We start from the raw sequence: 13,361 nt of genomic DNA on the forward strand, positions 1-13,361 counted from the left end.
CCGGCGGCGCCCGCAACCATACCCATAGACCGGCACGCGATGCGCGGCGTTTTGCGCTGGACGCAGCCGTATACTGAGTGGACAATCCGCCTCGCCTTCGAGCCCCGCCGTCGCGTCCGTTTCCCGGCCGTCACAAACCGCCACCGCCCCGCCTCATCCAGCGACCGCATGATCCTCACCTGCCCGGCCTGTTCCACACGCTATCTCGTCGACCCGGCGGCCATCGGCGCTTCCGGCCGTACCGTGCGGTGCGCGCGCTGCAAGGAAAGCTGGTACCAGGATCTGCCGGCCGACCAGGTCGTGCCCAAGGTGACCCGCCCCGTCGAGCAGCCGACTCCGCCGGTCATGCCGACCGTGTCGTCATCCTTCGCCGATCGTCCGGCAGCCGAGGAGATTGCGGAAGATGAGGACGCATCGTCGCCGGCCGACACGATGCCCAGTTTCATGGGCCGGCAAGATTCTCCGTTCGGCGACCGTAACCTGCCGGCGCTGCACAAGCCGAAGCGGCGCCTCAGCCCCGTCCTGATCGGCTGGGCCGGCCTCGTGCTGATCGTGATCCTGCTGGTCGCAGGCCTGTGGTTCGCCCGGTCGCCCCTGGTCGCCGCCTGGCCTGCTGCCGGGCGGCTCTATGCGCTGGCCGGGGTGCCGGTCGATGCCTCCGGCTTCGGGCTCGAGGTGCGCAACCTGACGCCCGCCTTCTCCAAGGCGGACAACACGCCCACCCTGGTGGTCACCGGCGAGATCGTCAATACCTCCGGCGGCGTGCGCAAGGTGCCACCCCTGCGCGTTTCCCTGCACAACGCCCAGAACCAGTCCCTGAAGACCTGGGACTTCACGATCGGCCGCGACCAGCTCATGGCCGGCGAGACGGCGCCGTTCCAGACCTCGATCGCCAATCCCCCGTCCGACGCCTCGTCGGCGGTCGTGGTCTTCGCCGAAGGGCCGTAGCTACCCCGCCTGCTGCAGGCGCGCGTCGCCGGGCAGGCCTGCCGCTTCCTCCTCCGCCATCGACTTCACGATCGCCACCGTATGCTCGTCGGCAGGAAACAGCATCTCGAGCGACAGCTCCGACAGGGTGATGTCGGTCGGCGTGCCGAAGATCGTGTTCGTGTTCAGGAAGGACACCGTGCCGAGGCGCGTCGAGATCTGCAGCGGCGTCGCATAGCGTTGCGGCCCGTCGCCCGCCGCCAGGGCTACGCGCCCTGCCGGCGCCGGATAGGCCGTGACTTCCGCCAGCAATGCCTGGATCCCCGGATCGGCCCGGGTCTCGATCTGCTGGCGCAGGACGGCGACCGTATGCGCGCGCCATTCGACGAAGTTCACGATCCGCGGCCCCATGCCGAGCGGATGCAGGATCAGCCGGACGGCGTTGATCGGCTGGCGCAGCAGGTCCGGCGAGCAGCCCTCGTAGAGCTGCGGCAGCGCGCTGTTCGACAGCACCACGTTCCAATGCCGGTCGACCGCGAACGCCGGGTATGGCTTGTGCGCCTGCAGGATCTGGCCGATGGCGATGCGTGCGGATTCCAGTTCCGCCAGCGGTCGCTCCTGGAAGGCCGGGGCATAGCCGGCGGCGAGCAGCAGCATGTTCTGATCGCGCAGCGGGATCTCGAGATGGTCCGCGAGATGCAGGACCATCTCGCGGCTCGGCTGCGACCGCCCGGTTTCGAGGCACGACAGGTGGCGTGTCGAACTCTCCGCGCCCAAGGCCAGGTCCGCCTGGGTCATACGGCGGCGCTCCCGCCACCGCCGAAGGAGCACGCCGAAGGGTACTTGCTGGGTCATCATGGCTGGGATCCTAAAAGGAACCGCGCCTCTGGACCATGACTTTGCGGGTCAAATGATCTCCGCATCCGCCGTCGCTTTTTGACCTCAGGGGTCATCGATCTTCGGCTGGGTCGGCGCCAGTCTCTCTTCACGGCAAGCATGCCGGAGTGGAGGAAAGCGTCGTGGATACAGCCCAACAATTGGCCGACCGGTACGTCGCGGTCTGGAACGAGACCGATGCCGACGCTCGCCGCACGGCGATCGCGGCGCTCTGGGCACCGGAGGGCGAGCATTATGTCGGCGCCCGCGAGGTCCGTGGCTACGAGGCGCTGGAGCAGCGCATCATCGGATCGCACGAGAAGAACGTCCGGGACAATGGCCACCGGTTCCGCGCCGTGCAGGACGCCCGGACGCTGCGCGACGTCGTCACGTTCCATTGGGAAATGCTGCCCGCCGACGGTGAAACGGTGCAGGCGACCGGGCTCGAAGTCCTGATCGTCGACCCGCAGGGCCGCATCCGCATCGACTACCAGTTCATCGTCTGAGGCCCCCATGCACGCCTATTGTTTCGAACGCCTGGGTGCCGGGCTCGACGGCCTGGTGCTGGACGACCGGACCGACCCGCAGCCCGGCCCCGGCCAAGCCCTTGTGCGCATTCATGCCCGGTCGCTGAATTATCGCGACCTCCGCATCCTTTCCGGCCTCTACCCGGTGCCGGCACGGGCCGGCGTCGTCGCGCTGTCCGACGGTGCGGGCGAGGTGATCGCGGTCGGCAGCCGGGTCAGCCGCGTCGCCGTCGGCGATCGGGTGTCGGCCGCTTATTTTCCGCAATGGATCGACGGGCGTTTCACCATGGGTCTGGCAGCCGACCAGTTCGGCTGTACCCGAGACGGCATGCTGGCGCCGCTGGCCGCGATCGACCAGGCGAGCCTGGTCAAGATCCCCGACCATCTGTCGTTCGAAGAAGCGGCGACCTTGCCCTGCGCGGCCCTGACCGCCTGGTCGGCACTGCTCGGTCCCCGGCCGATCCTGCCGGGCGAGACTGTGCTGACGATCGGCACCGGCGGCGTGGCCTTGTTCGCGCTGCAATTCGCCAAGCTGTTCGGCGCCCGGGTCATCGCGCTCACCTCGACCGGCGAGAAGGCCGAACGATTGATCCAACTGGGCGCCGACGAGGTCGTCAATTACGTCGACACGCCCGGCTGGGAACGCGCGGTCCGCGAACACACGACGGGCCGGGGCGTCGAGCATGTGGTCGAGACCGGCGGGATCGACACCCTGCCCCGATCCATCGCCTGTACCGCCGAAGAAGGCGTCGTCAGCATCGTGGCGGCACTGGGCGGCGGGACGATCGATGGCCGGCTCTTCGCCAATCCGATGCTGCTGCGCCGGGTCTATGTCGGCAGCCGCACCACGTTCGAGACGATGAACCGGGCCATCGCCGTCCATCGCCTGCGGCCGGTCATCGACCGGGTGTTCGGTTTCGCGGAGGCGAAGCAGGCCTACCGGCATTTCGAGGCGCGCCGGCACATCGGCAAGGTCGTCATCGCCGGCGGATAGACCTAGGCCGATTGCTCAGAAGCGTTGCAGCAGGCGGTCGATGTAGTCGCGCTCTTCCGTCGGGCGCGCGCGCTCGCCGGCACGGCGCCGCAGCTCGTCCAGGATCTCGCGGCTTTTCTGCATTTCGGACTGTTCGGGGATCTGCACGTCGCCGCGATCGACGCCGCCCTGGCCGGGCGACATGCGGCCGAACGGATCGCTGCCCGCCTTCTGGGCCGGTTCGCCCTCGCCTTCCTCGTCGCCCTGCCCCCGCATCTGCTCACCCAGCGCGCGTGCGGCCTCGTGCAACTGGTCGAGCGCGTCGCCCTGGCGGCCGACGGCGTCCTCACCTTGGCCGCGGTTCAGCGCATCGACGGCGTCCTTCATGGCGCGCTCGGCCCGGTCGAGCGACTGGCCGGCCTGACCGCCCTGCCCCAGCTGTCGACGCAACTGGTCAAGCTGCCGGCGCAATCCTTCCTGCGCGCCCGACAGGTCGCCGGCCTCGCCCGATGCGCCGGACTGCCGGCCCTGGCCCTTTTGTCCGTCCTTACCGGGAGGCCCAGGTTGGCCCGATGCGCCGCGCTGGTTCTGCCGATAGGAACGATCCAGCAGCTGCTGCTGCCTGCGCGCCAGGTCCTGCATCTGCCGCATCGCCTGCTCGCCGGGGCCGCCCCGGCCCTGGCCCATTCGGCCGGCCTTCAGGGATTCCAGCATGTCCTGCAACTGGGCCAGCGCCTGGCGTGCCGCATCCTTGGCGCCCGACTTCGACATCTGCTCGGCCTGCTTCAGCATCCGGTCGATATCCTGCGGCGAAATCGTGCGCGACGGATCGGACGGGCGCTGATCCTGGGCTTCGCCGTTCTTCTGGGCGTTCTCCAGCATGGCCTGCAGATATTGCTGGATCGCCTGGCGCAGGTCGCGCATCAGCTTCTGAATCTCGGCGTCGGATGCATCGCGGGCGAGGGCGTCCTGCAGTGCCTGCTGCGCCGCACGGAGCGATTTCTGCGCATCGGGCACGTTCCCGTCCTCGACCTTGAGCGCGATCTCCCACATCAATTGCTCGGTCTGCGCCAACTCGTCGCCGGCCGGCTGCCGTACCAGGTCCCGCACCGCCGTGCGCAGGCCCATGAACACGGCGAAGTCGTTGCGGAAGAAGCTCGGCTGGATCGACAGGTCCGACAAGGTCTCGGCCACGACATCGGCCTGGTCCGGGTGGGTGACCAGCAGCTTGCGCTGCTCGATGATCGCTTTGGCGACAGGATGGTGGAATTGCCGTTCCGGCAGCGTGAAGCGCAGCGGCTTGGAACTGCCGGTCTGACCGGTCGCGTCCGTCGCCACCAGGCGCATCTCGACCGGCAGGCCGGCCCAGGGATGGGCGGTCAGATCCTGATAGCTGGTCCCACGCAGCTCCTTGCGGCTGTTGCCGGCGGTCGGCAGCTCGACCGCGATCGGCGCCAGGTCGTCGGCGCCGACCCGGCGGATCTCCAGACGTAGCCCGGTCACGCCGTAATCGTCCGTCGCGCGATAGTCGAGCCGGATCGCGCCCGATGGCGTCACCGCCGGCGGCGTGCCGAAGTCGGCGCCTGGCGGCAGGTCGGGCACGATCGCGAGGTCGAGCCGGGCCAGCGCGGTGCCCGACTGGGTGACGGTCAGGCGATTGCCCTCCACCAGCTTCGTCGTGGCACTGTAGTCGCCGCCGGCGATCGGACCGAGCGGCGTCGTGGCATGATCGATCGCGAGGTCGGGAACGCGGCGGCCGCCATGGACCTGGACCAGCAAGGTCGATCCGGCCGGCACCGGAACCGGCTTGTCCGACGCTACGGCAGGATGGGTTGCGTCGGTGCCGAAATAGATCGGCGGCAGGCCGGTATAGTCCGGCGGCGTGATCCAGAGATCGAGGCCGGTCAGCAGGGTTGCGGGACTTCGATCGAACACCGGCACGAAGGCCCGGCCGAGCCGCGCGCCGGCATCGGGGCCGGCGCCGATCCAGCCGACCAGAATCAGCAGCCCCAGCGCCGCACGGAGGCCCAACGGGTCTCGCGCCAGCAGGCCCGATCGCGGCAACCGCAGCCGAAGTCCGCGGATCGAGGCGGCGACACGCGCCTGATGGATCTCCCAGACCGCCAGCGCCACCGCATCGACGGCGGCCGGCCGGTCGCCGAGCGTGGCGAGCGGCCGATGGGCAAGACCGCTGTCTCGTTCCAGCCGCCGGCTGGAGGCGCCGGGCGTCGGCAGGCTTACGCCGCGAATCGCGTCGATCGCCAGCCACACGATGCCGCCGACGAAGCCCAGCAGCAGGGCCAGATGCAGCCAGCCCGGCAGGTACGACGGCAAGTCGAACAGCGCGAAGACGGCGAAACCGAGCAGGCCCGCGGTCACCGGCCACAGCGCCGGCCACGCCTGCTCCCACAGGACGGCAAGCCAGGCAAGCAGGTGGAGGCTCCGGTCCGGGCGCCGTCCGACCGCCGCGGGTGCGGGGGGTGGAAGCGATGCCGGGACCGTCGCCATCAGCGCGTTCCGGTCGGGCCGGCAAGCCAGCCGGGCACCCGGTCGAGTCCGATCAATTCGTCATAGCTCGGCCGCGGGCGGACGACCGCCCATTCGGATCCGTTCACCAGCACCTCGGGCACCATCGGCCGCGTGTTGTAGGTCGAACTCATGACCGCTCCATAGCCGCCGGCATGGGTCACCGCCAGCAGGTCGCCCGGCGCGATCGGCGGCAAAGCCCGATCGCGCGCCAGGAAATCGCCAGTCTCGCAGATCGGACCGACCACATCCACCACCGCCGAAGTCGCACCCGACGCAGGTTCGGCGACCGGCAGCATCGGATGATAGGCTTCGTACAAGGTGGGCCGGATGAGGTCGTTCATGGCGAAATCGCAGACGACGAAGCAGCGGGTGGCGCCCTGCTTGACATCGATCACGGTGCCGACCAGCACGCCCGCCTCGGCGACGAGGTAGCGCCCCGGCTCGAACAGCAGGTCGCAGTCGAGATCGCCGACCGTCCGGCGCACGATCTCGGCATAGGCCGTCACGTCGGGTGCCGTCTCGCCACGATAGGGCACGCCGATGCCGCCGCCCAGGTCCAGGTGGCGGATCGCAATGCCGGCGGCGCGCAACGTGCGAACCAGTTCGGCGACCCGGCGGAACGCCTGCTCATAGGGCGCGAAGTCGGTCAGTTGCGAGCCAATATGGACCGCGACGGAGACCGGCTCGACCCCCGGCAGTGCCGCCGCCCGGGCGAAGACGCGCGGCGCCTCGTTGATATCGATGCCGAACTTGTTCTCGGCCTTTCCGGTCGAGATCTTGGCATGGGTTCGCGCATCGACATCCGGGTTGATCCGGATCGCGATCGGCATGCGTTTGCCACGGGCCACAGCCAGGCGGCTCAGCAGTTCCAGATCGCGCTCGCTCTCGATATTGACCTGGCCGATGCCGGTGTCGAGCGCGTAGGCCAGCTCCGCCCCGGTCTTGCCGACGCCGGAAAACACGATCCGCGCAGGCGGAATACCGGCCGCGACGGCGCGGCGCGCCTCGCCCTCCGACACCACGTCGGCCCCGGCGCCGAGCCGCGCCAGGGTCGCCAGTACAGCCTGGTTCGAGTTCGCCTTGACGGCGTAGCAGATCTGGCCGCCAAGCGGGGCGACGGCCGCGTGGAACCGGCGATAGCGCTCGACGATCACCGCGGTGGAATAGCAATAGAACGGCGTGCCGACGGCATCGGCGATCTGGGCAAGATCGACGGATTCTGCATGGAGCGAGCCGTTCAGATAGGCGAAATTTTCGGACATGACGCTATTCGATGCTCCGCGACTGGGTCGGATCGATGTTCGTGCTCGGCTGGTCGACCGATGGAAACACGTTCGGATCTGCCGGGGTGGCCGGCGTACCCGGACTGCTGGGATAGGCCCGCGGATAGACGTTGGGCTGGTCCTTGGGCGCGTAGGGCGCCCCTTTCTTGCCGCAGGCCGCGAGCGGGCCGGCAAGGCAGATCGCTATCAGCACCGTAGCCGTGAGACGCAGGAACCGTTCGCTCACAGGAAGCGCTCCCGGGCCGAAGCGACCTGGACCATCACCTGGGCCGGCGCCGTGCCGCCGAAGCTGGTTCGGCTCTCGACTGCGCGATCGACCGACAGGACCTGGAAGACCTCGTCGGTGATGCCGCCTTCGATTGCCTGCATGTCGCCGAGCGAGAGATCCTCGAGCCCGCAGCCGCGATCCTCGGCCAGCTTCACGATGGAGCCGGTGATGTGGTGGGCCTGGCGGAACGGCAGGCCCAGGCGGCGGACCAGCCAGTCGGCGAGGTCGGTCGCGGTGATGAAGCCGCGCGCGGTGCCGGCCCGCATCGCCGCCTCGTTGACCGTGAGATCGGCGATCATGCCGGTCATGGCGGCCAGGCACAGGTCCAACGTCTCCGACACCTCGAACGTCGGCTCCTTGTCCTCCTGCATGTCCTTGCCATAGGCGAGCGGCAAGCCCTTCATCATGACCAGCAATCCCACCAGCGCACCGATCACGCGGCCCGACTTGGCGCGCACCAGTTCGGCCGCATCCGGATTGCGCTTCTGCGGCATGATCGAGCTGCCGGTGGTGAAGGCATCGCTCAAGGAGACGAACTTGAACGCATCGGTCGTCCAGAGCACCAGTTCCTCGGCGAGCCGCGACAGGTGCATCGACAGGATCGAGGCGGCGGCCATGAATTCGATGGCGAAATCCCGGTCCGAGACGCCGTCGAGCGAGTTCGCCATCGGCCGATCGAAGCCCAGCGCCGCCGAGGTCGCATGCCGGTCGATCGGAAAGGAGGTGCCGGCGAGCGCCGCGGACCCGAGCGAATTCTCGTTCAGCCGCTTGCGGCAATCCGCGAGACGACCGCGGTCGCGGCCCAGCATCTCGACATAGGCCAGCAGGTGATGGCCGAAGGTCACCGGCTGGGCGACCTGCAGATGGGTGAAGCCCGGCATCACCGTGCCGGCATGACGCTCCGCCTGGGCGATCAGCGCCGCCTGCAGGGCTTGGGCCTGACGGTCGTGCCGATCGAGCGCATCGCGCACCCAGAGGCGGAAGTCGGTCGCGACCTGATCGTTGCGCGAACGGCCGGTGTGCAGGCGACCGGCTGCGGGCCCGATCAACTGGGCCAGGCGGGCCTCGACATTCATGTGGATGTCTTCGAGCGCCTCGTCGAAGCGGAAATCGCCGGCCTCGATCTCGGCCAGAACCTGTTCCAGGCCGCGGCTTATCGCTGCACCATCTCCAGCCCCGATGATGCCCTGCTTCACCAACATCGCCGCATGAGCCTGGGACGCACGGATATCCTGGGCATAGAGCTTCTTGTCGAAGCTGATCGACTGGTTGATCTTGGCCATCACGGCAGCCGGTCCGGCGGCGAAACGGCCCCCCCACATCTCGTTGGCGGCCTTCGTCACCGTGCCCGGTGCAGCAGCCGGGGCTTGATCCGCCGCCGCATCACGGGCCATATCCGCCTTGGTCAAAATTCACTCTCCCGGAAAGTCGCTAGGCACGAAGTCATGGGGCTCAAGATCAAGCTGTTCATACTGACGCTGCTACTCGTCACCGGCGGCGCCGTCGCGACGGCGCTCGCCGACAAGGGCGACGCACCGCCGCTTGGTGGTGCGATGCACGAGTTTATCCTCCAGACTCCGCCGGCACCAGCGCCCGACGTGACCTTTTCCGACGGCGAGAACGCGACCCTGGGCTTCAAGGATTTCAAGGGCAAGGTCACCCTGGTCAATCTATGGGCCACCTGGTGTGCTCCGTGCGTCAAGGAGATGCCGTCGCTGGAGGCCTTGAAGAAGGCGCACGGCGGTGCCGATTTCGACGTGGTCACGATTTCCGAAGATCGTGGCGCGCGCAAGGTGGTCGATCCGTTCTTCGAAAAGAACGGCCTCGCAGCCCTGCCCCGCTACATCGATGCCGAAAGCGCGGTCGGTCGCGCCTTCCGCGTCCGCGGCCTGCCGACCACCGTCCTGCTCGATCGCGACGGCAACGAGATCGGCCGCTTCGAAGGCGGCGCGGATTGGTCCGGCCCGGACGCGCTGGCGCTGATCGACTGGGCGATCAAGGGCGGTACGCCTAAACCGGACACGCTTCCGCCGGTCCAGAAGACTCCCTGAAGCCGCATCATTTTTACCGTCATCTCCGCGAGAGGCGGGAATGACGATGGCGTTACGGGTCGAGCCCGGTGCTACGACGGCGGCGCCAGGCTGAGGTATTGCGAGCGGTGGCTGTCGGCCGGGTTGGGGATCCAGCCCTGCACACGGCCGGCGACCAGGCGATGGGTCACGGCGTGGTAGATCGGGATGATCGGCTGATCGTCGAGCAGCAGCCGCTCCGCCGCGGCATAAGCGGCATATTCTGCCGGCAGGTCGGCCGCTGAATCCGCCTCGGTCAGATGGCGGTCGTAGTCCGCCGAATTATACTGGGTCTCGTTGGAGGCCGAGGTCGAGCGGTACTCGTCGAGCAGCACCGGCGCCTGGATGCCGGTGATCCAATCGTCGACCGCCGCCGTGAAGTCGTGGTGGTTGAGGCGACCCAGATAGACCTGCCATTCCTGGGTATCGAGCGTCGCCTCGACGCCCAGCGCGTCGTGCCACATGCCGACCAGGGCCTGCGCCCATCGGTCCCACTCGCGCCCCTTGGCCACCATCAGCTGGACGATGAGCTTCTTGTCGGGCCCATACCCGGCCTCGGCGTAAAGCTTGCGGGCGAGCGCCAGCCGGGCAGTCATCGGCATGTCGCGAAAGGATTCCGAGACGACCGGATAGCCCGGGACCAGTGCCGGGATGAAGCCGTACGCGGGGATCTGATCGCCGCGCACGATCCTTTCGGTCAGCGCGGCCTGGTCGGTGACCAGGGCCAGGGCGCGGCGCAGCTTCAGGTTATCGAACGGCGGCGCACCGATGTTGAGCCCGATCATGTAGGTGCCGATCTGCGGCTCCGCCTTCAAGGTGGCCAACAGGTTGCGCTTCGCCCATTCGATCTCGTTGCGCGGCAGCTCGGCGACGTCGAGTTCGCCAGCCCGGAACATCTTCATCGCCGTTTCCGGCGAGCCGGTGACGACATACTCAACCCGATCGAGCGCCACGGCGCCCGCCTGCCGGTAGAACGGGTTCCGTTTCAGTCCGACGTGGGATTGCGGCACCCATTCGGTCAACAGAAAGGCGCCGTTGCCGACCAGCTTGCCCGGTCGCGTCCAATCGCTGCCGAAGCGCTCGATGTCCGCCTTGCGCACCGGAAAGAAGGTGACTGCGAAATCGAGCAGGCGAATGCTGGGACGCCATAGCGTGACGACGACGGTCCGGTCGTCCGGGGCCGCGGCACCCAACTGGCTCACGTCCGCGATCTTGCCGCTCTCGATGTCGAGGGCATGGGCGATCGCCTCGAGTTCGTTGCCATTCTCGGCGCCGGTCGCAGGATCGATCCGGCGGCGCAGCCCATAGACGAAATCGGCCGCAACGATCGGTTCGCCGTTGGAATATTTCAGGTCGGGCCGCAGGTGGAAAATATAGGTCAGGCCGTCCGCCGAGATGTCCCACGATTGGGCGGCACCGGCAATCCGCGCGCCCGTCCCGCCGCGGGTCATCAGGCCCTCGAACAAATCCAGCTCGATCTTGCCCTCGTAGATGCCGGTGCTCTTGGCCGGGTCGATCGTCTCCGGCTCCGACGGCGCGGCGATCCGCAGGATCGAGTCCGCGCGCGCGGTCACGGTTCCGATCAGGGCCACACCCAGGAACAAAATCAACGACCGACCGAGCTTCATGAAGGATTCCCCGCGACAAAGTCGGCCGCACTGAAGCCTGTCCGGCCGCCTCCTGTCCACAGCCGGCTGTCAGTCCTCGTCGTCGGGCACGCGGCTCGGATCGTCCGGCCCCTCGGCGGTCTCGACCCGATAGGTTTCGCCGAACCAGCGATGCAGGTCGATATGGGTGCAGCGCTTGGAACAGAACGGCTTGAACAGCACGTCCGACGGCTCGCCGCAGATCGGACAAGGTTTGGCGGAAGCATTCATTTCCAGCCCTTTCTCAGACGGAGGCGATGTCGAAAATCTCAGGATCCCTGGTGCCGTCGAGCTTGAGCGCGATCGGGCGCCCGGCGCCCAGCGCCGCCATCTCCAACGCCTTTGCCAGCGGCCCCTTGAGTTCTGCGGCGATCGTCGGATGCAGCGTGATCTCGATCCGCCCCGGGGCATAGGGGGTGCCGGCGAGCGAGGCCAGCAACTCCAGCGCCACCGTCCGCGCCGTCTTCCCCCGCCGGACGCCGGCGGGCGCCAGCATCAGGTCTGCGAGCGATGCCAGCGAGCGGCGCCGGGTCGCCTCGAGATGACCGAGCCGCGTCCAACCGTGGATTTCGAGCCCCATCGGATCGCCCGCCGCCGCGGCCGCGAGCGCGACCTCGACCTCGCGGCGATGGTCGCGATTCTGCATGGTCACGAAATCGATGACGATGGCCCCGGCGATATTGCGCAGGCGCAGCGCCCGGGCAATCGCCGTCGCCGCCTCGATATTGAGCCGGCGCACCGCATCGGCCGCCTTGCCGCGGACACTGCTGGCGCGGCCCATGTTGACGTCGATCAGGGTGCCGGCCAACCCGGTCTCGATCACAACCTCGCCCCCGCCGGGCAGGATCAACGATGGCGTCAGCGCATCATCGACCACGTCGGCCAGACCATGGCGTTCGAATGCGCCCGCCGGCTCCAGCATCAGCCGGTCGCCGAACTCGGATTTCAACGCGGCGAAGGCGAGCCGATCGTCGAGGATGATCTCGTCCAGCCGCGCCGCGTCGAGCCCGGCCAGAATGCGCTCGATCGGTCCGGGCGCCAAATCCAGCCTCTGGGGCGGCTTGGCCGTCCCCGCCATCGCCGTCAGCGCCGCGTGCTCCGCGCGCAACCGCTCGATGTCGGCGGACAGCTCCTCGCGCCGGGCACCGACAGCATGGCTGCGCACGACGATGCCTTCATCTGGCGCCATCAGTTCAGCCAGCAAGCCCGAGAGCCGTGCCCGTTCGGCCGGCGCGATCTGGCGCGACACGGAAATCCCCGGCCGCGCCGGCGTCCAGACCGCGAGCCGGCCGGGCATGGAGGGTGCCGCCGTGATCTCAGGCGCCTTGTCCTCCCGCGCGTCTTTTGTCACCTGGACCAGCAGGACCGCGCCCTCGACCGGGGCTGCTCCGCCGGGCAGCTTGTCGCCCGGCAGAAAGGCCGGACGGTCCAGCCCCAGGTCGACGAAGGCGCCGGGCAGGCTCGGCACCACGCGCACGATGCGCGCCCAGAACAGCGCGCCGACCAGGCTGCCGTCGGCGTCGCGCTCGATCCTGAGTTCAACCGGAAATTCGTCTTCGAGCAGGATGGCGCGCGCTTCGCCCGGGCGGCGTTCGACGATCAGGCGGCGTTCGACGCCCACGTCAGCTTCCGGACCGGAAGCCGCGCCCGATCAGCAACTGCGCCGTTTCGAACAGCGGCAATCCGACGATGTTGGAATAGGACCCGATGATCTCGCGCACGAAACGGGCGGCCAACCCCTGGATGGCATAGCCGCCGGCCTTGCCCTGCCATTCGCCGCTCGCGAGATACCACTCCATCTCGGTCTCGCTGAGGCGCTTGAACACCACGGCACTCTGCACCCGACGCAAGGCGATCTTGCCGTCGGGGGCGATGAGCGCCACGCCGCCGAATACACGGTGGCGCCGGCCGGACAGCAGGGAGAGGCATTTGCGCGCCGTCGCCGCATCCTCAGCCTTGGGCAAGATGCGCCGGCCGCAGGCGACGACGGTGTCGGCGCCGATGATGAAGCTCGCAGGATGGTCGGCCGCGATCTTGCGCGCCTTGGCCACCGCCAGCCGCTCGGCGTGATGGGGCGGCGTCTCGTCCTTGAGCGGCGTCTCGTCGATGTCGGCAGGTGCGATGAGATCCGGCGCGAAGCCGATCTGCGTCAGGAGATCGACGCGGCGCGGCGACGCGGAAGCCAGCACCAGCGTTGGGTGCGGCGCGCCGCCGGAAAAGGTCGAAGCTTCGCTCATGCGTGCACTCCGCACGCCCGATCGAC

The 13,361-nt window shown here is 68.3% G+C and carries 13 protein-coding genes; 4 read left to right on the forward strand and 9 right to left on the reverse strand.

Annotated elements, in window-relative coordinates; genetic code table 11:
* Window positions 1-168 precede the first annotated feature (168 nt).
* Window positions 169-948, forward strand: coding sequence for a DUF3426 domain-containing protein (locus VGV37_RS24150; protein ID WP_326882343.1), 780 nt, complete (start codon window positions 169-171; stop codon window positions 946-948).
* Here the strand turns inward: VGV37_RS24150 and VGV37_RS24155 are convergent, their stop codons facing one another.
* Window positions 949-1,785, reverse strand: coding sequence for a helix-turn-helix transcriptional regulator (locus tag VGV37_RS24155; RefSeq protein WP_326882344.1), 837 nt, complete (start codon window positions 1,783-1,785; stop codon window positions 949-951).
* A gap of 161 nt (window positions 1,786-1,946) precedes the next feature.
* On the opposite strand from VGV37_RS24155, the gene VGV37_RS24160 reads away from it, so the two are divergent.
* Window positions 1,947-2,309 (forward strand): nuclear transport factor 2 family protein, encoded by a 363-nt coding sequence (locus tag VGV37_RS24160; protein WP_326882345.1) that lies wholly within the window; start codon window positions 1,947-1,949, stop codon window positions 2,307-2,309.
* Between the two features lie 7 nt (window positions 2,310-2,316).
* A complete protein-coding gene (locus VGV37_RS24165; RefSeq protein ID WP_326882346.1) occupies window positions 2,317-3,324 on the forward strand; it encodes an NAD(P)-dependent alcohol dehydrogenase in 1,008 nt (335 codons plus the stop codon).
* A gap of 15 nt (window positions 3,325-3,339) precedes the next feature.
* On the opposite strand, the gene VGV37_RS24170 is transcribed toward VGV37_RS24165, so the two are convergent.
* Genes VGV37_RS24170 through argH form a run of 4 tightly spaced genes read right to left on the reverse strand, consistent with a single transcriptional unit; the run spans window position 3,340 to window position 8,705 of the window.
* Window positions 3,340-5,811: a TIGR02302 family protein gene (locus tag VGV37_RS24170; RefSeq protein ID WP_326882347.1), complete on the reverse strand. Its 2,472-nt coding sequence runs from the start codon at window positions 5,809-5,811 to the stop codon at window positions 3,340-3,342.
* Entirely contained in the window at window positions 5,811-7,094 is a 1,284-nt protein-coding gene (lysA, locus tag VGV37_RS24175; protein WP_326882348.1) for a diaminopimelate decarboxylase, read from the reverse strand. Before lysA ends, VGV37_RS24170 begins: the two co-directional genes overlap by 1 nt.
* 4 nt (window positions 7,095-7,098) lie before the next feature.
* On the reverse strand, window positions 7,099-7,341 hold the full coding sequence (locus VGV37_RS24180; protein WP_326882382.1) for a hypothetical protein: 243 nt from the start codon (window positions 7,339-7,341) through the stop codon (window positions 7,099-7,101).
* A complete protein-coding gene (gene argH, locus VGV37_RS24185; RefSeq protein WP_414638090.1) occupies window positions 7,338-8,705 on the reverse strand; it encodes an argininosuccinate lyase in 1,368 nt (455 codons plus the stop codon). The genes VGV37_RS24180 and argH overlap by 4 nt, the downstream gene beginning before the upstream one ends.
* 123 nt (window positions 8,706-8,828) lie before the next feature.
* Between argH and VGV37_RS24190 the strand changes: the two genes are divergently transcribed.
* The gene (locus VGV37_RS24190; RefSeq protein WP_326882349.1) at window positions 8,829-9,434 is read left to right on the forward strand and encodes a TlpA disulfide reductase family protein; all 606 of its coding nucleotides are present in this window, start codon (window positions 8,829-8,831) and stop codon (window positions 9,432-9,434) included.
* A 71-nt stretch (window positions 9,435-9,505) separates the two neighbouring features.
* Here the strand turns inward: VGV37_RS24190 and VGV37_RS24195 are convergent, their stop codons facing one another.
* The 4 genes from VGV37_RS24195 to VGV37_RS24210 form a co-directional block, all read right to left on the reverse strand.
* Entirely contained in the window at window positions 9,506-11,080 is a 1,575-nt protein-coding gene (locus tag VGV37_RS24195; RefSeq protein WP_326882350.1) for a peptide ABC transporter substrate-binding protein, read from the reverse strand.
* 69 nt (window positions 11,081-11,149) lie between these two features.
* A complete protein-coding gene (locus VGV37_RS24200; RefSeq protein ID WP_326882351.1) occupies window positions 11,150-11,329 on the reverse strand; it encodes a DNA gyrase inhibitor YacG in 180 nt (59 codons plus the stop codon).
* Between the two features lie 13 nt (window positions 11,330-11,342).
* Complete coding sequence (locus VGV37_RS24205; protein ID WP_326882352.1) at window positions 11,343-12,719, reverse strand: ribonuclease E/G; 1,377 nt, start codon at window positions 12,717-12,719, stop codon at window positions 11,343-11,345.
* A gap of 1 nt (window position 12,720) precedes the next feature.
* Entirely contained in the window at window positions 12,721-13,335 is a 615-nt protein-coding gene (locus VGV37_RS24210; protein WP_326882353.1) for a nucleoside triphosphate pyrophosphatase, read from the reverse strand.
* Between the last annotated feature and the right edge of the window lie 26 nt (window positions 13,336-13,361).

The sequence above is a fragment of the Aliidongia sp. genome (assembly GCF_035943795.1).
In the GTDB taxonomy this organism is placed as follows: domain Bacteria; phylum Pseudomonadota; class Alphaproteobacteria; order ATCC43930; family CGMCC-115725; genus Aliidongia.